Here is a 23,374-nt window from a genome sequence, read left to right as displayed (position 1 = left end):
CTTTGTAATTCTTAGAACGCGTACGTTGCTCTCGCGTACCAGTAGCCACCATTGAAACCGAATGGCGCCGAACGACGTGAGAATTGGAATACACCCGGGGAATCGACGATACCTGCAATGGTGCCACCACGAGACTGACCAATAAGGTTACGGTCTGGTGTTACATCAAACAGGTTATTCGCGCCTACTGTCAGTTTCAGGCCGCTATCACCGAAGGTGTAGCTTACCTGAAGGTCGGTCAGCCATTTTGAACCGAAGTCCTGAACGTTTTGGCCAGCACCTGTTGGTGTATCACACGCGCCTTCGCAAACTGTGTAGGAACCAAACTGGTTAAGGCGAGCAATGATCGCCCAAGGGCCTGTCTGGTAGTTGGCAGATAGGTTTATACGTGTTTTAGGCTGCCATTCTTCTACAATGGAAATATCCTGTGGGGTGAACAGTGGGCCAACATTAACACCGCCGATTGAGTTCACGATGGAACCATCTTTTACAGAGGTGTTCGTGTAGTTGCCGGATGCTGAAAGTCTGAGACTTTGATCACCTGGAAGTTCCACATCATAAGTTAAAACAACATCTACGCCGTCCGTTGTGGTATCTGCGATGTTAAGCAGGAATTGGCCTGAAGAGGCAGCCCCCGCAACGGCTTCAAAGCCTGGTTGGGTTAGATCAATACCTGCTGAAATACCGATGCGATCATCAATTTCAATATGGTAATAATCACTCGTAATGGTGAGGGCACCCATAGTAGCCACAAAACCACCACTGAAGCTGATAGATGTTTCTTCCTGCAGTTCAGGCACGCCAGCCAGGCGGGCAATTTCGCTATCATTTCTGAATGTACCGCGTTCTTGCGCCACCGTTTGACCATCAACAGTTACAAACTGTGTAGAAACACTGTTTGAGAATTTCTGTTGCAGGGATGGTGCACGGAAACCTGTTGAAATAGAACCGCGTAGGGCAAAGTTTTCAGTAACTTCAAGACGAGTAGAGAACTTACCATTCAAGGTGCTACCGAAGTCGCTGTAATCTTCATAGCGACCAGCAACAGCGATCATCCATGAATCTGTGATTTGCGCTTCCACATCGGCGTAAAGCGAGAAGTTGTTTCTGCCTTCATCTACTTCATTTGCTGGTGAGAAACCTCTGAATACCTGAAAACCACTTGAATACGGAACAGGATTTACATCACAGCCTGGGCAGTTGGTGTTAAGAGCGCCACCATCCTGATAGGAAACTGGTTCTCCAGCTTCGATTGTGAAGTTCTCATCTCTGTATTCAGCACCGAAGGCGATGGTTGTTTCCACACCATTGAGATCAAATGTTTTCACAGCATCAGCATTAAAGGTGGTTTGGCTGATGCCAAGTGTACCAGCTTCGGCTGATGTTGGGCTGTTTACGCCGAAAGAAGCGTTCAACGAATTTGAGATCAGGTAAGAGAATGAATTCGAGCCGTGGTTGATACTGAAATCTAAATCCCAACCACTATCAAGTGACCACTCGATACCGCCAGATAGGGAGTAATCTTCAATCGTTGTATTGATTAGTGGTAGGAAGCCATCCGGGTAAAGCTCAATTACTGTGCGGTTAAACTGGTTCGCACGACGATAGAAACCAGCGGTTTGGTTTTCACGGTCAGAATAGGTACCGAATAGATAAAAACGCTTGTTGTCATCAATAGGTAGTTCAGCGTTTAGAACCAGCGCTTTTTGTTCACTATCACCATCACCAATACGGAAATTCTGGCGGTCAAAATCAAACTCACGAGGATCACAGCCGCTGTTATCTGAAGCGTTACAAGCACCGCCGTTATCAAGGAGCGGGTATTGAACTGCGCCAGAAAGGCCAGCGCGGTTTGTATTACCGCGATCACGGTATTCAGCTGTCAGGTTAATGAAGCCATCGTCACCAAGGCCGAAGCCTGCATTTGCGTTTGCTACAAATGTTTCGCCATCGCCTTCATAAGTTTGGCCATAAGAAACATTCACTTCGCCGCCTTCAGAACCTTGCTTGAGCACAAGGTTAATTACGCCGGCAATTGCGTCTGAGCCATACTGCGCGGCAGCACCATCACGAAGAACTTCAATGCGGCCTAGTGCTGCGCCAGGGATTGCGTTCATATCAACACCAGATGCACCGCGACCAACGGAAGTATTTACATGTAGAAGTGCACTTGTATGACGACGTTTGCCGTTAACGAGCACTAGGGTTTGATCGGGACCAAGGCCGCGAAGTGTAGCAGGGCGTAAAGCGTCTGTACCATCAGAGATAGATGAACTTGAGAAATTGAAGCTGGGCGCAAGAGTTTGCAGCATGCGGCCTACTTCTGTTTGGCCTGTGTCTGCGAGTGCTTGAGCGTTTACAACATCCACAGGTACTGGAGTTGCTATTGCTGTTCTACCTTTTGCGCGCGTACCTACAGAAATAATCTCCTCAATCGCGCCTGTAGATCCGCTATCGCTATTCTGGCTTTGGCTGCTTGGCTGCGCTACGGCTATGCTCGGCTGAGGTTCTGGCTTTTTTCTAACAGTAACTGTATTGGCGCTGGTAAACGTATATTCTAAGTCAGTGCCTTTAATGAGCATATCAAGTGCTTCACGTGATTCCATTTTACCAGTCAAGCCTCTGCTTGAAGGTAGGTCACGTGTATTTGCTGCTAGAATAAGCTGAACGCCCGCTTGCTCTGAAAATGCCAGCAAGGCAGACTGCATTTTTTGCGGTTTAATTTTAAAATCAATGTCACGCGCTGCATCATCAGAGAGAGCAGCAGTGCTCATGGAAAGTGCAAGTGCAGTGGCGCCGAGCATAGAGCCGACAATCCGCTTAACACTTTTCTTTTTTATAGTCTTCACCGTTTATTCCTCCACTATGTACTGGCATGTATATTTTGAGCCAGTTATTTCCTAAGACGCTGAAGTACGGATAAATTGGAATTTTTTTTAAAATAAATCTGATTTCACGCAATATTCTGTCAATAATGGCAATTATTGCTGCTCATCAGCCTTCATCAAAACAATGCTGGAGCCAACACGAACGACCTTAAGCGGATAGCCTTGCTGAAGCCCTTCCAGCCAGTTATCTACTTGATCAGGGTATACAGTGCCAGTGAAGCTGTAGTCACCGATTTCCTTGTCGCCGATACGGATTTCCTTTTCCACATAGCGGTTCAATTCTTCGATTACTTCATCAAGAGGTTTCTCTAACATCCTGAGGACCCCAACACGCCATTCGAGGCCTTCGTGTACATCGACTGTGCGTACTTCGGCCAGCCCCTCTGTTTTGGAATAGGATGTTTCATTACCAGCTGTTACGAGTGCCACTGGTGAAGAAGTTGTTTCTGTGTTTTCTTCTTCAGAACGAACAGCGACTGTACCTTCAAGGACTTTAACAACAACACCTTCTGGTGCTTTTATAACATTAAAGACAGTTCCAATGGCAGTGACAGTGCCGTCGCCTGCTTCAACAATGAAAGGGCGATGAGGATTTTTGGCGACTGTGAAAATGGCTTGCCCTTCCAGAAGGCGTACCGTTCTTGAACTGTTACTGTATTGAACCTCGATTTTACTGTCAGGACCAAGTTCTACAATGGAACTGTCAGAAAGTTTAACAAGTTGCTGATCTTCAGTGACAGTCGCGTAGGCTTGGATAGCTGGGGGGCTAGGTAAATCAGTAGACGGGGAGTAAAGCAAGTACCCCGCCATAAACAGAGAAACAAAACAAGCCGCAATGGCAGCATATTTACTGTGCCAAGTGTTTTGAGGGGGCTGCTCTGTATTATTTTCTGTTACAAGGCTGAGTACAGAACCACCAGCAAAGTTTGCGGGGCGTTCTGAGGTGGTTTCTATGCATTCGGTTGGGCCGTGAGCTTCCAAATCACTTATATCTAGCTGATCAAGTTTGCCCCACAGAGTTTCAAGCCTTCTGAAGGCAACGCGGTGTTCTCTCGAATTCAGGAACCAGTTTTGCCAGGCACGAAGTTCAGTGTTAGACATTGTACCGTCTTGCAGGGTCAGATAATAATCTGCCGCTTCTTCCAGGATTTTTTTATCCAGCTTATTTTCAACAGTATCGTTACTCATACAGAACTGTCCCGCTAGTTTTGCCAGGCATCAAGTTCATCACCCAAAACATCGGTGCAGTGAACCATCGCTCTGACAACATATTTACGTACCATGCTTGATGAAATGCCCATGTCGAGTGCGATTTCATCATAATCACGGTGTTTAAATTTATATTCAACGAAAGCGTATTTGCATTTCTCGGGCAGGCTTTCAATACAGCAAATAACCTGCTCTAAAGCTTGCTTGCCTGCGACTTCACGTTCGGGCGTGAAATCAAAAACCTGGGCGGAGGAAGTTGCAGTTTCCTCTTCTGTGTAGGCCTGAGATCTGCCTTTGCGGCGAATGCGATCTATGGCAATGTTGGTAGCTGTTCTAAAGAGAAAAGCCCTTAAAAAGCCAATAGTGTTCGCATCATCCAGCCGCAATAGCCGTACATACGCTTCCTGCGCTACTTCAATGGCTTCGTCATGGTTTTTCAGACGGCCAGTCAGGTAGCGCACTAACTCTTCATTATGGCTTTGGAAAAGTTGTTGAATCTCTTCCTTTGCCAATGCTTTATCACCAGCAGCTTGTTCTTTTATGCTGCTGGTTTCCTCCCTTTTTCGGAGGTATTTTGGAAACTTCATACCTCACTCCTCGACCTATATGACGAAGAGCGTGCCAGATTTTGGAATAAAAATATAGAAAAAGACAAAAAAGAAGGGGCCGAAGCCCCTTATTGCACTAGAAATAGCGAGTTAACCGGAACATGACATGGCTATCGTCTTTGAAGGCAAAAGCTACATTATCTGGGTCAACATTCATAAAGAAGCGGCCTTCTATTTCTGCGACCCAGTTGTCTCCAAAACGTTTAGTAGCTTCAATAACCCCTGACATGGAAGCATCGTTAACATCCGTTACTATACCTGCAAGGATAGAGGTGTCATCCGCATCATTAAGGGCATACCGGGCACCTACGAATACATCGTTATCTGCGACGGTGAAGGGGGCGATCGCCGGATCATCTGACCGACCATCATACTGGAATTCTAGAAGAAGACCTAAGTCTGCGCCTGCTTCTGAAATGCCATAAAAAGTATATTCAAAGCCACCGACAGCAGCTGCATATGTTTCGAAAGCGCTGTCTCTGACAAGGGCTTCAAATTTCCACAGCCATGCATCTTTGGTATACTGAATATCTACACCAAACTGAGTGATGTCATCATAATGCGGTATTAGCGCTGTTGCTTCTGAATTCGGGATAAAGCGGGCTTCACGGTTCGCGCCGTGGAAGAAAGATAAACCAACATCCCAGTCGCCAAAATAGTGACTGTAGCGGAGAGCAAAATCAACGTCATTGTCATCGTCGGTTCCTTCATCAAACAAAGCTAAATCATTATCTACCAACAAGGCAGGCCTCAGGCGACCGTCAGCCCCTGGAAAGGTGCGCTTCCTGAAGCCGGGCATAATATAGGCTGTGATTTGGCCCCAATCCCGCTGGGTGGAAACCTCAAGCATTGGTTGGCCAAGCTTGTCCTCATTATCAATGTCTTCAACACTATCAGATTGGTTGATGATATCGACCAGGTGAACACTTTCAGCTACACCCCAGAAAACTTTTCCAAGCCCCGCGCGAACGGTCCATTCATCTCCGGTCCAACGCACATAAGCTTCTCGCAAATCAAAATGGGTTCTTTCCCCATCTTTTGCGTCCAGTCGGGTGTAAGGAATAACAACAACATCCCATGCCTGATCGCTACTTTGCCAGCGAAGATCTGCTTCAAGCTCAAGCGAGGGTTGGTAAGTTGATATTTGGCCGGGTAGCGCGCCTTTTTCGAAGAACAAACGGTTCTCAAATCCGACGGAGCCTGTCAGTTCAAAATCACCCGCTGCTACAGGCATTGTAGCAACGAGCAGAGCTATACTGGATACCAGCTTTTTCATAAGGTTTTCTTAACGCACGCGCTTGAGGACACCTTTGACAAAATCTTTGTCAGCGAGGCCAGTTTTGAACTTGTACTCACCATAAGTAAGTGTAGTGGATTTATTTGTTTGATGATTTGTCATCGCAAGGGTATGGGCGCGCCATATACCATTATCATATTCTTTGTAATCAGAGAAGTTCAGGGTTTTAAGAAGCGCGTTTTTGCGGTCGTAAAAATCAATTTTACGTACCTGATAAACATCCTGATCGATATAGGATACTTGGCGTGTGTAGCCGGAATTTTTATAGCGTGGGAAGCGCTCAACGACATCTACTTTCATACCGTCCAGTGTTTCTTCACCGATATACTTATATTCATATTTGTTAAGTTCTGTGGAGGTGAAATCCTCAAATGCAAACTCAGAACCTACAAACGGGCCGGATTTATTAGCAGAGGAAATACGCTTCACCCGCTTTAGTGCTGGCAGGTATAGCCACTGGTTATCAGGCTCAAGAATTTTGGCATGAGAAAGAAGGGCTGTACCTTTCACATCACGTGGTGTGGAAAAGACCGTAAGGCCTTTATCGCCTACGTCTTCATTTTCCCTTTCAAGGGTTTTGAAAGAAAGTTCACGCGTTGTCTCACGACCAGCAGCGTTCACAAGTGTCATAATCGCTTCAACTTCAGAGCTCGTGAAACCATTATCTGAACGGTCTGACCGTGCGGCGATATCAAAGCCTTTTTGCTTATCGGCGGCTTCATCAGCTTGTACGGGCGCAAAAGCAACGCTTGTGGCAAGAACCGCTCCCAGAATGGAAGCGGAAATTGTTTTATTCAGGAGGTTAAGCTGCATTTTTTTTCTCCACATTACTGTCGTTAGTTTCAGCAGGCTTTACTGCAATTAGTTTGCCTGAACCGCGCATCAAAAGAGCTGGCAGGAACAGGAAGTCAAAGATAAGGGCGAAGGCAATCGCTAGTGCTGTCAGTAGGCCCATATCCGCATTGATTTTAAAGTTTGATGTTGCAAGATACGCAAAACCAATCACCAGAATAACTGTGTTGATGACAAGGGCATTACCAACCATTTCAAACGCATATTTAATGGCGCCAGCGCGGTCATATCCTTTTTCGCGAATACCGCGGATATATTTGGAAAGGAAATGCACCGTATCATCCACCACAATACCAAGAGATACACTGGCAACAGAAGCTACAGAGAAGCCTACTGTGCCTACAAGCAAAGCCCATGTACCGAATGCTACAAGAATCGGCAGACCGTTCGGAATGATCGAGAGCGTACCAATCTTGAACGATTTAAGTGCAAAGATCATAACAACAGCAATTGCGAGGATTGCAATAACGTTACCGGCAATCATGCTTTCCACATTACGCTCTGCAACATAGGTAAACATCACCTGCGCACTTGTTGGCACTGTTGCTTTCATGGTGCCTTCAGCATTTTCAGCAATCCATGCGCGTGCGTTATCAAGGAACTCTTTTGTTTCAATGGTTGAAACATTGCTTAGAGTTACTGTCATTCGTGAGGCAGATTTATCGATATTGATGCGATCATTGAGATCAAGTCCGTACGGGAGCGAGATTTCATAAAGCAGCAGGTATTGGCTTGCCAGTTCACGGTTTTCAGGCAGTTTATACCAACTTGCATCGTCACTATGCATATTCTTGTTCAGGCGCTTCATAATGTCTGAAATGGAATATACGTGTGTTACATTTGGTTGCTTTTTAGCCCACTGATTAAACGCGTCGAGTTTTGCCAGGTATGCCGGGTCATTCACACCTTGCTCGCCTTCAGCCAGCACTGAGAATTCGATTGGATAGAAACCGAAAAACTCATTTGCGTAATCAGCATCGCGGCGAAATTCGATGCGCTGATCGAAATATTCAGTCCACTGATCATTAAATTCAATCTGTGGGATCATTGCGATCATCGCGATGGCAAAAGCGCCGATGCCGTAAAACAGCTTTTTGTTATGTGCCACAACAAATTCTGCGAGGTTACCCATAAAGTTACTGTCAGATGTTTCCTTCTTCGCAGCAACTTTTACAGGCAGGAAGCTCATCATTGCTGGGAGGAATGTTACTGACATCAACCATGCTGCCACAACACCAACAGCTGAAATATTACCCAAGTGCCAGAACGGAGGCGCATCAGAGAAATTAAGAGCCAGGAAGCCAATTGCGGTAGTAAGCGATGTAACCATCACAGGCATGAAGTTTACACGAAGTGCTTCAACAAGAGCGTCATGTTTGCTTTCGCCTTCACGCATATGTTGGCGCATTGTAAGCAGAATATGCACTGCATCTGCGATCGCGAGCGTCAGGATAATGGTCGGCGCTGATAGGGAAATAGGGGTTAGCGCAACACCGCCAAAGCCTGCAACGCCCATCCCGATCAGGGAGGCGAACAGGATCATGGCAACGGTTACAACTGTGCCAGAAATGCTTCTCACTGTAACAGCCATCAGAACAATCAGAATAAGATACATGATTGGAATAATGGTTGATACATCACCAAAACCGGCTTCCTGGAAGGAAGTGTTGAGCATTGAAACACCTGTGATGGCGATTTTATGCTCAGGGTATTTTGCCATGATTTCACTGCGAAGCTGACGCACATGTGCAACGGCTTCTGGGACTTCATTCATGGATTTTTCAGGGTATTGAACGACAACGTTAATCGCGATAGCACGGCTATCTTCTGTAACCAACTGGTCCCGTAGAAGAGGTTCGGCAATAGCAATTGCACGTTTTTTCTCAAGATCTTCCTTTGACAGATCAACAGCGCCTTCGACAAGGTTTTCAACGATCAGATCGTCTTCCTCTGACCAAGTATGCTGGAAGTTGCTGATAGAATCTACGCGTAGTGAATAAGGAATTTGCCACGCTTTTTCTGTCATTTCTTCAACAAGGGCGAGGGTTTCATTATTAAACACATCGCCAGAGTTGGGAACAATGGTAAAAAAGAAATTATCGTTCTTGGTATAAGTGCCTTGAAACTCTTCAAACGCCTGAAGTTCAGGGTTAGCTTCAGAAAAGAAATCGCGATAATTATTTGAGAACCCCAGATACTGCATGCCCGATGCAATACCAAAGGTAAGAAGAATAGTGGCGAGAATTACCAGCCACCGTTTTTTTACAACACCGTTTGCAAGTCTAACTGCAAACTTGTCCATTGCGGTCATGGTTTTCGGCATAGCCTGCTCCATCAAATGCCATGCCCGCTCTGCTGGCCTTTCTAGGGGGGAAGAGGCGAAAAACCAGCAGAACGGACAAACTCAGAATTATTTTCACTAAACTATTGGTGTTTTTGAAATAGGATAATACGCCGCAGCCTATTTTCCTTTTCTCTTGCCTCTATATGGACATCCAATGTACATAATTGAAATTGATATTCGTAACATTGGAAATTCACATCATGAATTTGGCTGGTATTGATCTGAACCTACTTCTTGTTTTTGACGCTGTGATGAAAGAACGCAATGCAACGCGTGCAGGGATGGCAATTGGTATGTCGCAACCAGCTGTTTCCAATGCCTTAAATCGCCTTCGCCATATTATGAAAGATGATCTTTTTGTTCGTGGGCCTGACGGTATGCGTCCTACATCAAGAGCGCAGGAACTTGCGAACCCTATCAGGCATGCTTTAGCTGAAATCGAGGAAGCACTTAATCCTGCGTCATTTGATCCGGCAAATGCAGAGCGCACTTTTGTGATTGCCACAACAGATTATGCTTCCATGACCCTTATGCCTTATCTTGCTTCCTATATTTCGGATGAAGCACCGAAAGTGAATATTCACACGATACCCATTCAGGGAAGGCTTTACGAAAAACTGGACTCGCAGGAAGCAGATTTTGGCATAACAGCGCTCAGTGAAACACCTGAGCGGTTCGGCCGAATGGATATGCACTCAGATGAGTTTGTTGTGATGATGCGCCCTGATCACCCACTCGCGAGGCATAAAAATTCTATCCCGCTCGAAGAATATTCTGCGGCAAGGCACCTATTGGTTACACCCCGTGGTGATGCACGCGGTTTTATGGATGAGCAGCTTGAGAAACGTGGTTTGAAACGCCAGATATCAATGACCATAAACAGCTTTGGTCCAGGCCCAATGATTGTTATGTCCAGTGATCTGATTCTTACTATCCCGAGCCGTATGGCAGGGAAGTGTGCTCAGTTCTTTGATCTTCATATTATGCCTAGCCCAATTCAGCCACCGAAGGAATTAACAGGTGGTGTTATGATTTGGCATAATAGATTAACAAACCATCCGGCTCATACGTGGTTCAGGCAGCTTATCAAGCGCGCTTCAGATGATTTCATTCAACACGGGTTTGAGCATTATATGAATGTAAGCCTTGATCCCAACAAAGATTTGTTGGCTAGTCAGTAACCATAATACGAATGCCGAGATCCCTTGCGGTTGGTTTTAACTGATCTTCAATGTCTGCTGAAACCACGCCCACCTGAAGGCTGCTCCAGGTGTTTACTAACTGCGTTAACAGGTCATTACCTTCAGGGTGATCTGAAAGCCGTCGGATTAACGCAGTGGGAACTTCTACAAAACCGTAACGCAAACATCCAAGTGCATCTTGTGCCATTACCGCGTCACTGAAGCGGTCAATCCAGATTGGGTGGCCAAGGTTTCTAAGGTGCCGTAAAGCGTCCCAGTGAGGGCCGCCCATTTTAACTGGAGGAATACCCTTCACCCGGAAACCGATACTGTTGGTTGGTTCTTCATACTTTTCCATGATGAAGGCGAGTTCAAGATGGAACCGTTCCTGAATAAGGGTGGAACGACAAAGTTCATAAAATTCTGGCGTACGCTTATCGTTTTCAGGTTTCTTTGAACGTATTCGTATTAAGTCTTCGAGTTGTGCTAAATCATGCTGAAGGGATATATCTGGATGATCAGCCATCACTAGGATTTCTTCAGGCAGCCTGATCTGACCTTCAAGATTGACTTTGCCCTGTTGCAGAAGCCCAACCATTGATGAAGCGTTTGTATCCATTATGTCTCGTGGAGTAAGCTGGTATTTGTAGCGGTTAAGAGCATTCAGGATCAGGTTTCTGTTATGCTCAATGCCGTCAACAACGCCTGAAAGTTTTTCTGAAGTCTCAGATGGTTCAATTTCTCCCAGAAAGACACTGCGGGAGTGGTTTAGAGCCTTATGAAGTTTGTCAGCAGGGATATCCCGATCATCAAGCTCAATGTTTGATGTTTTGGGTACAAAGGTATCAGGTGGCAGATTTAATTTTTCTGCGACGGTTAGCATTTCCTTATGGAAAGCTGTTTCGCTCCAATCACTCGAAGTGATTAAGCCATAACTAGCTTCGTCGAGCTTACCAACTTTACCGCCGATCGCTTTGGTTTGCAGTTCTTGTTCAATTTGTTCGCGGGCTGCTTTTTTATCCGTTTGGGTGAGCTTGGACGTATCTTTAAGTGCATCAACGCTCACCATCGTGAGCTCCATATCGCCTTCGTAAGGGGATGCTAGTAGTTCTTCTACAAAATTGAAGAAGCTATGCATATCTGCCGCTGGTTGCTTTGGCTCATCAGTGTGTTTGACATTGCTTGGCTTATAGAAATCCAACCGGCGTTCTTCCGGCCCTGTTTGTTCCATTTTCATATCGAAGTTAATGTAGCCACCTGTTTTTACCCTGAGCGGTACTCGCGGAAACAAAACATCAGAGAGCGTACTGCTATCTTTTTCAAGAAGCTTGCCTAAACGGTCAGAAGCATCAGCCGGGAAAAGGAAACTTAAAGGGCGGCGAAATAGGTCGGTATCAGACCAGCGCATGATGGATTTAAAGCGGTCATCAGCCTCGCTAATAAGGCTGTTTTTTACAAGGAATAAACTGAACTCAACTGCGCCCACGGTTGCCTCGAATGATAAGTTGCCTGAGGGTATTGTGGTATCACAGCTGCTTTTAAGGCTTGGTAAAGTAACAATTCAAATTGGATTCAAATTGATTGAAAAAGGCCCCGCTGATGCGAGGCCTTCTTGGTGTGTAGGTTATTTTTGAGCTTTCAGGTCTGCTCTAATCTGAGATGCAATTTTTTCTACATCGGCTTTGATTTTTGTTTCATCCAGTGTGAGGATTTTACGATCTTTCATCAGAACTTTACCTTCAACGATAGATGTGACTACATCACTTGAATTAGCCGCGTAAACCAGCTGAGACATGATGTCATAAAGCGGTGTTAGGCGCGGGCTATCGAGCGAAATTTGGATCATGTCAGCTTTCAGGCCCGGTATAAGTGCACCTGTTTCTTCCATGCCTGCAGCAATAGCGCCGCCACGTGTTGCTATCTTAAGTGCTTCATAAGCCGGCACAACTGTTGGGTTGGTTGCCACGCCTTTGTGGATAAGGGCTGCAAGACGCATTTCTTCCCACATATCCAGATCATTATTGGAAGCGGCACCATCTGTGCCGAGGCCAACATGAACACCAGCTTCAAGAAGAGCTGGAACTGGGGCTACACCAGCGCCTGTTTTCATATTAGATGTTGGGTTATGGATAGCACCAAAGCTTTTGCCAGCTACGGTCTTAATATCTTCTTCTGTTGGCCATACTACATGAGCCGCAATTGTATGTTGATCAAGCATGCCAATTTCTGAAAGAAGCTGGATGGATGATTTACCGTATTTGTCGCCAATGGTTTTGGTTTCGGCTTGATCTTCAGCCACATGGATGGATACCGGAACATCAAGTTCTTGTGCCGTTTTGAAAGCAACTTCTAAATGTTCTTTTGAAACTGTATAGGGCGCGTGAGGGGCAAGAGCAGGTTTGATGCGCGGGTGCGCTTTTTCTTTCCAGCGCTTCACATATTCAACGCCTGCTGCATAACTGTCATCCCAACCTTTAAAGCCAGGGCTTGGGAAATCAATCATTGGGGCAGAAATGGTTGCGCGCATGCCACACCGATCAACAACATTCGCGATCACATCTGGATAAAAATACATATCCACAAAACTTGTGGTACCGCTCTGGATCATCTCGTAACAAGCAAGAGAGGTGCCTGCTTCAATCAGCTCGGGATCAACATAGCGACCTTCCATCGGGAAGATGTACTTTTGAAGCCATGTCATCAGTTCAAGATCATCTGCCATACCGCGAAACAGCACCATAGATGAATGAGTGTGACCGTTTACAAAGCCCGGCATTAAGGCTTTGCCTTCACCGTCTATCATCTTGGCGGAGGTGTATTTCGAAAGTACATCATCTTTGCTGCCAACATAGATGATTTCACCGTTTTTCACGGCAACAGCGCCATTTTCAATAAGTGGCTGTTTTTCATCCATGGTCACAACATAGCTGCCAGCCACAATCATATCTGCGGAGAGCTTATCCATTTTCTTTTTTTCTCCAGCTTCTGCTGCCGATAATGCAAGCAACGAAAAGGCTGCACAGGCAACATATTTAAACATCTTCATGGTCACTTCCTTTAACCCAGACCAAATAATATTAAGCATTGTGATACGTGAGGAAACAAGATCTCTGCAATGCATTTTTACGTTGCAGAGCGAAATTGAGCTGGTGATAAGCCCTTATGCTTCTTGAAAGAACGTACAAACGGTGCAGGTTCCGAGTAGCCGAGGCGTGTTGCTATTTCGGAGACTGAAAGCTTGGTTTCTTCCAGCAAAGAATGGGCTTTTTGCATACGGCATGCGAGTAGTTCAGAGCGGAAAGTTGTATTTTCTGCCTCCAATTTTCGCTGGAGAGATCGCGTAGACAAACCAAGTTCTTTGGCAGCAGTTTGAACGGATAGGTCACTTGGTAGGCGGGCGGCAAACCAGTTTTCCAGCAGTTCCTTCAGTTGTGCTTTGATGGTGAAAGGGTTCTCCAGTTCCTTCCTAACATGCTTAAGCAGTGTTTGGTGGAGGGCAGGGTTTGCCTCAATCATTTGAAGCTTCAGACTTTTTTGTAGCCAGAAGATGCTGTTGCTCGGGGCACTAAATTGAACGGGAGCATTAAACATACGCTCATATTCTGTTGCGTTTTCTGGCTTTTCTCGCTTGAGCCAGACCTGAGAAGGAATAGCAGTTTGTGCTGCAAGCCGTCCAAGCTGGCTGAAGGGCAGGAGGGATGCTTCAATACGGCACGTTTGGGCAGGGATTTTTTCCTGATAAGGGAAATAGGTAACTTGTAACTGTTCAGAAGTTTCTTCTACTTGAAAGCTGCCCGATCCAACATACGCTGTATTCTCGCAGGATGCCTTGATCGCGTCGCCAACCGTTTTGCTGGTGATTAACATATGGCCAAGACTGGCAAATGACGTATAGCGAACCCGTTTGCCCACATGCATGCCCAGCATATGATCTGAGAGCTTGAAAGCTGCTTCCCATAGCTGATCTGAGTAACTCATTGGTACACGGTCAGAGAGCTTATAATCAGAAAGAGGTTTTACACCCGCTTCTTCATAAAGGCGCGCGGTATCGATACCATAATCGAGGAGTAAAACCTCCTCTATGGTTGACAAATACCGAACCAGCACTCCTTCATTCATGTGGGCCCATTCCTGACATAAATTAGTATTGGCGTAAAATATCAATTATTCGGCGCTCACTGTCATTCTTTTTGTGTAGTTCGTCAAGTACAAACAAAGTGGGAAGTGGAGGACTATGTTAGAAAATGCGGATGCTATTCAGGATGCGGTTATAAAGATGGACCCATCTGTTCAAAAGCTCTTATCAGTATCGCTTGCTTTTACGATGCTGACGGTGGCGCTTGGACTGAAACCTGAAGATTTTAGATTTATCAAAGAACATCCTCAATCAGTGGTGATTGGTTCGCTGGCACAGTTGCTGGCGCTGCCGGTCGTAACGCTTGGGTTGATTTATTTGATAACACCAGAAGCTGGAATTGCCTTGGGAATGCTCATTGCGGCGGCCTGTCCGGGGGGAACTATTTCCAACCTGTTAACACGAATAGCGGGTGGAGATGCGGCATATTCTGTTTCACTCACTATGGTTTCCAGTATTTTCTCAACAGCTGCACTTCCCTTCGCCATTTTGTTCTGGACGGGCCTATATGGCCCAACCTCTACCCTTCTTGATACAATCAACATAGACCGAGTGGAATTTATCATCGGGACAAGCATAACGCTACTTATCCCACTTGCGCTTGGGCTCACGATCTCGCATCACAAACCTGCTTTAGCAGCAAAGATGAACCGTTATTTCTTACCGGTTGCGATTGGCATTTTAGTATTTTTGATCGTGTCCGGTCTTGTCAATAACTCTGACCTGATCTTGAAATATGGAAGCACCATATACCCAATAGTTATCGGGCATAATGCGCTGGCTTTCCTGGTTGGTTTTTCGATTGGTAAATTCACACTTAAATCCGTTCGCAAGGTAAGGGCGCTTACGTTTGAAGTAGGTATTCAAAACACGGGTTTGGGTTTGCTCATTGTACTTACCCAGATGGGTGGTGTTGGCAGTACTGCGCTAATCGTTGGTACATGGAGCATATGGCATCTCTTTGCGGGCTTTTTGCTCGCCAGTAGTTTCAGACTTTCAGACAGAATTAATGCGGCAAAGCATCAAGCTGCGGAATAACATCAGGAGAGCGACATGGCATTCGATCTACTTATCAAAAACGGTACTATTTATGACGGTAACGGTGGTGAAGCCTATAAAGCAGATATTGCCGTTAAAGACGGTATTATTGCCGAAATTGGCGATGTTTCCGGCAGTGCTACGAAAGAGATTGATGCTTCGGGCCATATTGTAACACCTGGGTTCATTGATATTCACACCCACTACGATGGGCAGGTTTCCTGGGATGCGAACTTCGAACCAAGTGTGAACCACGGTGTGACAACTGCTGTGATGGGAAGTTGTGGAGTAGGTTTTGCACCAGTTCTGGAAACGGATCACGAGAAACTGGTACGCTTGATGGAGGGTGTGGAAGATATTCCCGGCACTGCGCTTTTTGAAGGCCTTACCTGGGAATGGGAGAGCTTCCCTGAATATATGAACGCGATTGATTTCCCGCATACCATCGATTTTGCTGCCCAAGTGGTGCATGACCCGCTCCGTGTTTACGTAATGGGTGACCGCGCTGTGTTCGACCAAAACGCAACAGATGAAGATATCGCTCGGATGCGTGATCTTACTCGCGAAGCTCTTGAAGCAGGGGCAGTTGGTTTTTCAACAGGGCGTTCAGATGTACACCGCAGTGCAGATGGCCAGTGGACACCAGCGTCGGAAGCCAGTGCAAAAGAGCTTATGGGGATTGCTTCAGCCTTTGATGGTCTTGATCACGGTGTGCTGCAGGCGGTGAATGACTTTGATCTGGAACGTGAAGATGCGGGCGCGTTTGACCGGGAATTTGATCTGTTGGAAGAGTTTGTAGACGCCTCAGGTGGCCGGCCATTTTCAATTTCATTAATGCAGCGGGATTTCGCACCACAACAATGGCACCAGATCATCGACCGTGTGGAAAAAGCCAATGATAAAGGCATGAATATGCGCATGCAGGTGGCACCGCGCGGTATTGGCGTAATCCTTGGTTTGCAGTGTACTTTCCACCCGTTTATTGGGTTTCCAAGCTACAAGAAAATCAGTCACCTCTCTCTAGAGGAACGTGTGGCTATTATGCGGGACCCTGAGTTTAAAGCGCAGCTCCTTAACGAAAAATCAGAAAAGATGGCAGGTGACGGTACCCCAATTCCGCCACTTACTGATACTCTCCTTGCGCAGATTGAACTCATTGCCTGTAAGATGTTCCTTCTTGGCGAAAACCCGGATTACGAGCAGTCTATCGAAAACTCTATCTACAAGATGGCTCATAATGATGGCGTGCCTGTGCTCAGCAAAATCTATGATTTACTGCTGAAGAATGACGGCAGGGAATTCATTTATTTCCCTATCTATAACTATACGGATTTAAACTATAAGGCGGTTCACCAGATGATGAGCCACCCAAAGGCATTGCTTGGCCTTACTGATGGTGGTGCACATGTAGGCACGGTATGCGACGCGAGCTTCCCAACATATCTCCTGTGTCACTGGACACGTGACCGCCAGCAAGGACCTCAGATCGAGCTGCCGCGTGCCATACAAATGCTTACAGCAGATGTGGCGGACTACGCAGGGTTTGATGATAGGGGTCGTTTAGAGGTAGGCAAGAAAGCAAATATCAATGTGATTGATCATGCGAATATTCGCCTATATCCGCCAAAAATGGTGCAGGATCTTCCTGCTGGCGGTCAACGACTGTTGCAAGATGCGAAGGGGTATAAAGCTACCATTGTTGCAGGTGACGTTGTGGTGGAGAATGATCAATTGACAGGGGCGTTGCCGGGGCGTTTAGTACGGCTTGGTAATAAAGGAAAACAGGCTGCATAACTTTATGCTTGATGTATTTTCAGAGCTTGGCTGGCTCCAGATTTTAGGAATGGCAGGCGCAATATTTGCGGCTGCTGTTTTGCGTGCGTTCACCGGGTTTGGGTTTGCACTCGCGGCTCTTCCTGTGCTCAGTTTATTCTTAGCGCCGGGTACAGCGGCTAGCATCGTTGTGCTGTTAACACTAGGCGTTTCGCTTCAGACTTTTCGGTCTTATGCTAGGGATGTTGAAGTAAAGCCAATGGCGTTGGTTGTTGTGCTTTCAGCAATTGGGACCATACTCGGTACGCAAATTCTTTTGTTTATTGACCCTGAAATGTTTACCATAACTATCGGTGTGACAGTTATGGTTGCGTGCTTCTTGCTTACGCGCTTTAAACCTGAGTATACAGAAATAGGTGGTGTGAAAGCGTGGGTCGCGGGATTAACTTCAGGCCTTATGAACGGTGCTGTAGCAATTCCTGGACCGCCTATTATTGTTTATGCAATGGCAGTATTCGCTGAAGCGAAAGATAGCCGGGCTTTCTTGATGATGTTTTTCCTGTTTTCGGCTGTTTTTGCAGCAATTACATATAGCCTGAATGGTATTATGACCCTGAAGGAGCTTGTTTTGTTTGCTACTGCATACCCCGCAATGATGATTGGTGACAGAGTGGGGTTTTGGTTATTTGAAAATTACGGCACGGCGGCATACCGTAATATCGCAATTGGGGCGCTTTTCGTTGTGGGGGCTGGAATAACTTTGGATGCTATTCTTTAAGTGGCTCTGTGTTTGATACCCAACCTAGAATTTGTCCTTCGCTGATAAGGCCAACACGGGCTGAATCTAAACTCCCGGGATGACCTAGGACTAGATACCCTTTTAGCGGGCCTTCAGTTTCCATTTTTTTCAGGCGAGTTTTGTAGGCGCCAAGAAGCTTGTATGTGCGTTTGAAGGGGGTAACAGCTTTTTCGCCGTTCACAGAAAAACTGCCATCTTTATGCACTGTTACTGTGTCGCCAGGGAAACCCCATAATTGTTTAATGATGGCGTTTGGGGTTTCTTCATGCGTAAAAACCAGGTGGTCATAGCGCTTAAAGCCTTCACATCCCATGCTTCTGATGCTGATGGCTTGCTTATCCCATAGGATGCCCTGCATGGAATTCCCGGTAACGGATGACGTTGTTATTTCACAAGACGTGTCGCTTAAAAGGAGTGCGGCAGAAAAGAGAACAGCAATCATGTAATACCTGATCTTTATGCATCGTTAGTTTTCAAAATTGAACTCTGCGGAGTTTATGGTAAAAAATACACCATTCAAGCATTGATTAGGATGGGGAAACTTTATGCGGTTTTTAGTAGTAGGGTTACTGTTGGGGATGTCGGTAGCGGCGAGTGCGCAAGATAGAGCAGCACCAAGCCCTTTTGATGATAGAGGCGGGTTGCCTGTGCCTGAAACGGTGGAAGATTTGAAAAATCTTACACTAGATTTTTGGCTGAAGTTTAGAAGAACCAATCAGGCGGCTTATAATTATATTAATGAAGCCGCGGACTTTCGAGCATATCAATATGTGTGCAAACGTCATCAGTTGAATATTGATATTGAGCCTTTAACTCTGCTTTCCAAACAATATGTGAAACAGGTTATTCCTGCACATTTTACTGAACCTGAAATTGATATTGTTAATAGCTTGAAAGATGATGCTCAAACTGCATTTTTTGAAGATATGGCTGGTGATGTTATGTCTTTTGAATACGGTAACCGTATCGCTCAGCAAGATACAAAAATCCGTGATAGTGGTGAGAGTAAGATGACATTCTGCCAAGATGTTGAGACAACTTATAAAGAAAAATATGTCGCACTTCTTGCAACGGCGCAGCGCAGGTTAAAGTAATTATTAGGAAATAGCCTCCATATTGCCGTAGTTTTTGTGCAAAGCTGCGGCAATGTTATTTTGGGTATATATTGAAGGCTGATTTTCTTATGCGTAAGTTTGTTTTTATAGCGTTACTGTTTTTTGTTTCCTTCCAGCAAGCTTACGCCGCAGGCACTGTTCAGTGGCCTCATACAACCAGTAATCTGAAACCAGATCCGAAAATCAAATACGGCCAACTTGCAAACGGCATGCGTTATGCCGTGATGGCAAATGAAGGCCCTGCGGAACAGGCGGCTATCAGATTTTTGATAGGTGTTGGTTCGCGCTATGAATATGATAATGAACGCGGTATCGCACATTTTGTTGAACACATGGCTTTCAATGGTTCAAAGAATGTTCCTGAAGGTGAAATGGTAAAAATCCTTCAGCGTCACGGTTTGGCGTTTGGTGCTGACGTGAATGCATCCACTTCTTACGATCAAACGATTTACCAGCTTGATCTGCCCAATGTAAAACAGGAGACGCTGGATGCATCTTTTATGCTCATGCGTGAGGTGGCAGGAAATATAACCTTTGATGCTGATGCAATTGAACGTGAACGTGGTGTCGTGCTTGCTGAGAAACGCGGTATTAATCCACATGCTCTTGCGACATATGAAGCACGTATTGATTTTCTTTTACCTGACTCTCGTCTTATGAAGCGCCGCCCGATTGGTACTGAAGAGGTAATCTCAACTGTGCCAAGAGAAACTATGGTGGATTTCTATAATGCTTTTTACCGCCCGGATAATGCGTTTTTTGTAATTGTTGGCGATATTGACGAAGCAGCTATAGAGGAAAAAATTAAAGCGGTGTTCGGTGATTGGCAGCCGGTAGGCGATGTGCGTAATCTTGACTATGCAAAGGATACAGCGAACCTAAAGAATGATACCCCAAAGGCTAAATTTCATTACGGTGAAAAAGATACGCCAAGTATCAGTATGTCTCTTTATTCCCCTTATGAAAAAACGGAAGATACTATCGAAACTCGGGTTGAGAACCTCGTGAAGCGCGCAGCACATTCGATTGTCGCAAACCGGATGACAGATTTAGTGCGTGAAGGAAAAGCTACCTTCCTGGGGGCTGGTGCAAACTTTGGCAGTGTTTATGAAGTTGCACAGAGCGCCACACTATCAGCCTCTTCTGAACCTGAAAAATGGGAACAATCTTTTGTTGAAGCCATCGTGGAGCTTCGCCGCGCACTGGAATTTGGTTTTACGCAGGCTGAAATTAAAGAGCTGCACGCCAACTGGCGCACCAGCTATGAGTATGGTGTGAATGCCGCGGATAAACGCCCTAATGGCGGTTTGGCGAATTACATTCTCGGTAGTTTTCACAGCAATAGCGTTGCCACTGCGCCGGATACAAACATGGAAGTGTTCGAACGGTATCTGCAACAGGTTACGGCAGATGCTATGCTTAATGCGATGCGTGAGATTTGGTCAAAAGCTCATCCAAAATTCTTCTTTGTAAGCAATGAACAGGTGGAAAACGCGGAAGCCAGAATAATGGCTGCAGTAGCAGCGGCCGGGCAGATTGCAGTGACACCGCATGAAGATGGTGAGGTTAAAGCTTTCGCCTATACCGAGTTTGGCCCAGCAGGAAAAATTGTTTCTCGTACACCAATTGAAGGTACCGAGGGAGAAGCAGTTCTTTTTGAAAACAATGTCATGCTGAATATTATGAAGACCGATTATCAGGATGATACGGTTCAGATGCGAGCAAGGTTTGGTGGTGGTGTTATTGCCACACCGAAAGATAAGCCAGGCATTAATATTCTGATGGGGACAGTATTCACGGGCGGTGGACTTGGCGCACATAGTGCGACAGACCTGAGAAAGGTCTTGGCAGGCAGAACGGCTTCTGCGAATATTGCAGCGGGGCTTGATAACTACAGCTTCCGTTCGGCGGTTACACCAAAAGACGTACTTCTACAGTTGCAGCTTTGGGGCGCATACTTGCTTGATCCCGCCTACCGTAAAGAACCGTTAGTGCAGTTCCGAAAATCAGTGGAAACAATATATCAATCCCTTGATAGCTCGCCGGGAGCTGTAGCAGGTAATCAGGTCGGCCGTTTGATTTATAGCGGTGACAACCGCTTCTTCCTGCCTGAGAAAAATGAACTGCTGGCGATTGATGAACAAAATGTTCGCACCCTTTTGAAGGAACCTCTTATTGCCAGTGCTTTGGAGGTAACAATCGTGGGTGATATTGATGTGGAAGAAACCATAGACGCTTTCGCACAAACACTTGGTGCTTTACCGCTCCGTGAAGCGATGCCTCGCCCCTATGACATGGGACGTGAAGTTCATTTCCCATCGGCGGGTACGGAAGTACTTACTCACCAAGGTGGTAAAGAGCAGGCAATCCTTCAGATGTACTGGCCAACTGTAGATTATTCCGACATTACGCGCAGTGCGAAACTGGATATTCTGACGTCGGCTTTAAACCAGAAGGTGCGTGACGCGGTGCGTGAACGTGTTGGTGCTGCTTATGCACCGAGCGTGAGTAATCTTGAATCAAATGTATTCCCTGATTTCGGCTATATTGCTGTTGGAGCAGATCTTGATCCAAAAGATATCAGCCAGATTATTGATGTGGTGAATGCTGAAATTTCTGAGGCGGTGACTAAAGGCTTCACGGACGATGAGATTGAGCGAGCACGCAAGCCGCTTCTGGAAGGTGTTCAAGCCAGTATGAAATCTAACAATCATTGGCTTAGCCGCATCAGTCGGGCGCAAAGCGAACCTGAGAGCGTTCAGCGTATCAAGATTGTAGAAGCAGGTTGGAAGGAAACTACCAGCGAAGATATGCAGGAATTGGCCGCTAAATATCTTCAACCAGAGAAAGCCTTTATCATTAAGATTGTGCCAACGGAATAGGGGAGGGCTTGTTTGCCATAATTTAATCCTTATTTCATGGCTGATAGAGGCACAGAGGTTTAGTGCGTCAATTTTGACCACGGTCAAACCCAAAGCTTTTGATGTAAGCTAGTGAAAACTATGATATCAGAGCGCCCAGCCTCGATGGTGAGGTGCACATTAGTTGAGTTCGGAGAAAGAAATGTCTACGGATGTAACTCAGATGGAATTTCCTCTGAGAGAAGCACGAAAAATTGTTAAAGAGCTGCAAACACCTAATCCTACAATCTACTGGGTAGATTTTATGGTGAGCAATATTATTGGCTGGGCAGCCATCTGGATGGCAACGATCAGTCCGTTTATGTCAGGTATGCAGGTTGCTGGCGTACTTGTTGCTGCCGTTGCGCTTTACCGTGCTGTTATTTTCATTCACGAGCTTTCTCACCTGAAACGTAATACCTTTAAGCTTTTCCGCTTTGTGTGGAATGCTACATGTGGCGTGCCGCTTATGGTGCCTTCATTCACCTATGCAGGTGTACATATTGATCATCATAAGCCGCAGATTTACGGTACAAAAGAAGATGGTGAATATCTGCCAATCGGTATTGAAACACCTTGGAAGCTGCCGCTTTATATTGTTGTGGCTGGCGTGGTGCCTATTGTATTTGCGTTCCGCTTTATCGTGCTTACGCCGATTTCATATTTGCACCCGAAATTCCGTGAACTTCTATGGCGTCATGTATCTTCGCTTACTGTTGACCTAATGTACGAGCGTCCTGAAAGCACTAAGCAGAATGACCGCACATGGGCACTACAGGAATGGGGTGCGTGTTTGTTCGGGCTTGCAGCAATCGCTGGATTTTATACAGGTGTATTACCACTTGAACTTTTAGGTGTTTGGTATGCGGTGGAAGTGGTGATTTTCATCCTGAACACTGTGCGCACCTTTGTAGCGCATGCATACAAAAACCCAGGTGATGAACGTATGTCTCGTACAGAAGAGTTTTACGATTCTATTGATGTGCCGGGCAACCCACTTATCACACCGCTTTGGGCACCTGTTGGGCTGCGGTTCCATGCAACACACCATTTGTTCCCAAGTATGCCTTATCACCATCTTGGTGAAGCGCGCCGCCGTTTGATTGCAGAACTTGAGGATAACCGTCCGTATCTTTACGCGACTCGTAAGAACCTGTTCGTTGCTCTTGCTCGGTTGTGGAAAGAAGCCAAAGAGGCGCAGCGTGAAGTGAAGGTGAAACCTGCTGAATAGATGG

17 protein-coding genes are annotated in these 23,374 nt (G+C 46.0%); 7 read left to right on the top strand and 10 right to left on the bottom strand.

Translation table 11 applies throughout. The features are described 5' to 3' along the window. Positions 1-11: 11 nt before the first annotated feature. From KFE96_RS15855 to KFE96_RS15830, 6 genes are all read right to left on the bottom strand, one after another. Positions 12-2,849 carry a TonB-dependent receptor gene (locus KFE96_RS15855; protein WP_255833520.1) on the bottom strand — a complete coding sequence of 946 codons (2,838 nt, stop codon included), beginning with the start codon at positions 2,847-2,849 and terminating at the stop codon, positions 12-14. 132 nt (positions 2,850-2,981) lie between these two features. Then, positions 2,982-4,076, bottom strand: coding sequence for a FecR family protein (locus KFE96_RS15850; protein WP_255833519.1), 1,095 nt, complete (start codon positions 4,074-4,076; stop codon positions 2,982-2,984). A gap of 14 nt (positions 4,077-4,090) precedes the next feature. After that, entirely contained in the window at positions 4,091-4,684 is a 594-nt protein-coding gene (locus KFE96_RS15845) for an RNA polymerase sigma factor (RefSeq protein WP_255833518.1), read from the bottom strand. A gap of 97 nt (positions 4,685-4,781) precedes the next feature. Beyond that, entirely contained in the window at positions 4,782-5,981 is a 1,200-nt protein-coding gene (locus KFE96_RS15840) for a hypothetical protein (RefSeq protein ID WP_255833517.1), read from the bottom strand. Between the two features lie 9 nt (positions 5,982-5,990). Beyond that, positions 5,991-6,815, bottom strand: coding sequence for an outer membrane lipoprotein-sorting protein (locus KFE96_RS15835; protein ID WP_255833516.1), 825 nt, complete (start codon positions 6,813-6,815; stop codon positions 5,991-5,993). Then, a complete protein-coding gene (locus tag KFE96_RS15830) occupies positions 6,805-9,177 on the bottom strand; it encodes an RND family transporter (protein ID WP_255833515.1) in 2,373 nt (790 codons plus the stop codon). Before KFE96_RS15830 ends, KFE96_RS15835 begins: the two co-directional genes overlap by 11 nt. Positions 9,178-9,398: 221 nt before the next feature. On the opposite strand from KFE96_RS15830, the gene KFE96_RS15825 reads away from it, so the two are divergent. Then, on the top strand, positions 9,399-10,379 hold the full coding sequence (locus tag KFE96_RS15825) for a LysR family transcriptional regulator (protein WP_247016851.1): 981 nt from the start codon (positions 9,399-9,401) through the stop codon (positions 10,377-10,379). Here the strand turns inward: KFE96_RS15825 and KFE96_RS15820 are convergent. The 3 genes from KFE96_RS15820 to KFE96_RS15810 all read right to left on the bottom strand — a co-directional run bounded on the left by KFE96_RS15820 (position 10,369) and on the right by KFE96_RS15810 (position 14,498). Next, positions 10,369-11,865: a hypothetical protein gene (locus KFE96_RS15820; protein ID WP_255833514.1), complete on the bottom strand. Its 1,497-nt coding sequence runs from the start codon at positions 11,863-11,865 to the stop codon at positions 10,369-10,371. The genes KFE96_RS15825 and KFE96_RS15820 overlap by 11 nt on opposite strands. A gap of 138 nt (positions 11,866-12,003) precedes the next feature. After that, on the bottom strand, positions 12,004-13,425 hold the full coding sequence (locus tag KFE96_RS15815) for an amidohydrolase (protein ID WP_255833513.1): 1,422 nt from the start codon (positions 13,423-13,425) through the stop codon (positions 12,004-12,006). Positions 13,426-13,502: 77 nt separating this feature from the next. Beyond that, positions 13,503-14,498 carry an AraC family transcriptional regulator gene (locus tag KFE96_RS15810; RefSeq protein ID WP_255833512.1) on the bottom strand — a complete coding sequence of 332 codons (996 nt, stop codon included), beginning with the start codon at positions 14,496-14,498 and terminating at the stop codon, positions 13,503-13,505. Between the two features lie 115 nt (positions 14,499-14,613). Here KFE96_RS15810 and KFE96_RS15805 point away from each other — a divergent pair, with 115 nt between their 5' ends. Genes KFE96_RS15805 through KFE96_RS15795 form a run of 3 tightly spaced genes read left to right on the top strand, consistent with a single transcriptional unit; the run spans position 14,614 to position 18,103 of the window. Further along, positions 14,614-15,552, top strand: coding sequence for a bile acid:sodium symporter family protein (locus KFE96_RS15805; RefSeq protein WP_255833511.1), 939 nt, complete (start codon positions 14,614-14,616; stop codon positions 15,550-15,552). A gap of 15 nt (positions 15,553-15,567) precedes the next feature. Continuing rightward, a complete protein-coding gene (locus KFE96_RS15800) occupies positions 15,568-17,346 on the top strand; it encodes an amidohydrolase family protein (RefSeq protein WP_255833510.1) in 1,779 nt (592 codons plus the stop codon). A 4-nt stretch (positions 17,347-17,350) separates the two neighbouring features. After that, entirely contained in the window at positions 17,351-18,103 is a 753-nt protein-coding gene (locus KFE96_RS15795; RefSeq protein ID WP_255833509.1) for a sulfite exporter TauE/SafE family protein, read from the top strand. Here the strand turns inward: KFE96_RS15795 and lepB are convergent. After that, the gene (gene lepB, locus KFE96_RS15790; protein ID WP_255833508.1) at positions 18,093-18,566 is read right to left on the bottom strand and encodes a signal peptidase I; all 474 of its coding nucleotides are present in this window, start codon (positions 18,564-18,566) and stop codon (positions 18,093-18,095) included. The two genes, KFE96_RS15795 and lepB, sit on opposite strands and share 11 nt — an antisense overlap. Before the next feature lie 103 nt (positions 18,567-18,669). Between lepB and KFE96_RS15785 the strand changes: the two genes are divergently transcribed. The 3 genes from KFE96_RS15785 to KFE96_RS15775 all read left to right on the top strand — a co-directional run bounded on the left by KFE96_RS15785 (position 18,670) and on the right by KFE96_RS15775 (position 23,370). Beyond that, entirely contained in the window at positions 18,670-19,218 is a 549-nt protein-coding gene (locus KFE96_RS15785) for a hypothetical protein (protein ID WP_255833507.1), read from the top strand. Positions 19,219-19,307: 89 nt separating this feature from the next. Continuing rightward, the gene (locus KFE96_RS15780; protein WP_255833506.1) at positions 19,308-22,121 is read left to right on the top strand and encodes a pitrilysin family protein; all 2,814 of its coding nucleotides are present in this window, start codon (positions 19,308-19,310) and stop codon (positions 22,119-22,121) included. Between the two features lie 181 nt (positions 22,122-22,302). Beyond that, positions 22,303-23,370, top strand: a complete 1,068-nt coding sequence (locus tag KFE96_RS15775) for a fatty acid desaturase (RefSeq protein ID WP_255833505.1) — start codon at positions 22,303-22,305, stop codon at positions 23,368-23,370. The last annotated feature ends 4 nt before the right edge of the window (positions 23,371-23,374 follow it).

This window comes from Kordiimonas sp. SCSIO 12603, from assembly GCF_024398035.1.
GTDB lineage: Bacteria > Pseudomonadota > Alphaproteobacteria > Sphingomonadales > Kordiimonadaceae > Kordiimonas.
This window is presented reverse-complemented; position numbering and strand designations above follow the sequence as displayed.

What these genes read in the sequence shown, in the direction of transcription:
- KFE96_RS15850 (WP_255833519.1), bottom strand. Translation starts at nt 4,076, where the DNA reads ATGAGTAACGATACTGTTGAAAATAAGCTGGATAAAAAAATCCTGGAA.
- KFE96_RS15845 (WP_255833518.1), bottom strand. Translation starts at nt 4,684, where the DNA reads ATGAAGTTTCCAAAATACCTCCGAAAAAGGGAGGAAACCAGCAGCATA.
- KFE96_RS15840 (WP_255833517.1), bottom strand. Translation starts at nt 5,981, where the DNA reads ATGAAAAAGCTGGTATCCAGTATAGCTCTGCTCGTTGCTACAATGCCT.
- KFE96_RS15835 (WP_255833516.1), bottom strand. Translation starts at nt 6,815, where the DNA reads ATGCAGCTTAACCTCCTGAATAAAACAATTTCCGCTTCCATTCTGGGA.
- KFE96_RS15830 (WP_255833515.1), bottom strand. Translation starts at nt 9,177, where the DNA reads ATGCCGAAAACCATGACCGCAATGGACAAGTTTGCAGTTAGACTTGCA.
- KFE96_RS15825 (WP_247016851.1), top strand. Translation starts at nt 9,399, where the DNA reads ATGAATTTGGCTGGTATTGATCTGAACCTACTTCTTGTTTTTGACGCT.
- KFE96_RS15815 (WP_255833513.1), bottom strand. Translation starts at nt 13,425, where the DNA reads ATGAAGATGTTTAAATATGTTGCCTGTGCAGCCTTTTCGTTGCTTGCA.
- KFE96_RS15810 (WP_255833512.1), bottom strand. Translation starts at nt 14,498, where the DNA reads ATGAATGAAGGAGTGCTGGTTCGGTATTTGTCAACCATAGAGGAGGTT.
- KFE96_RS15805 (WP_255833511.1), top strand. Translation starts at nt 14,614, where the DNA reads ATGTTAGAAAATGCGGATGCTATTCAGGATGCGGTTATAAAGATGGAC.
- KFE96_RS15800 (WP_255833510.1), top strand. Translation starts at nt 15,568, where the DNA reads ATGGCATTCGATCTACTTATCAAAAACGGTACTATTTATGACGGTAAC.
- KFE96_RS15795 (WP_255833509.1), top strand. Translation starts at nt 17,351, where the DNA reads ATGCTTGATGTATTTTCAGAGCTTGGCTGGCTCCAGATTTTAGGAATG.
- lepB (WP_255833508.1), bottom strand. Translation starts at nt 18,566, where the DNA reads ATGATTGCTGTTCTCTTTTCTGCCGCACTCCTTTTAAGCGACACGTCT.
- KFE96_RS15785 (WP_255833507.1), top strand. Translation starts at nt 18,670, where the DNA reads ATGCGGTTTTTAGTAGTAGGGTTACTGTTGGGGATGTCGGTAGCGGCG.
- KFE96_RS15780 (WP_255833506.1), top strand. Translation starts at nt 19,308, where the DNA reads ATGCGTAAGTTTGTTTTTATAGCGTTACTGTTTTTTGTTTCCTTCCAG.
- KFE96_RS15775 (WP_255833505.1), top strand. Translation starts at nt 22,303, where the DNA reads ATGTCTACGGATGTAACTCAGATGGAATTTCCTCTGAGAGAAGCACGA.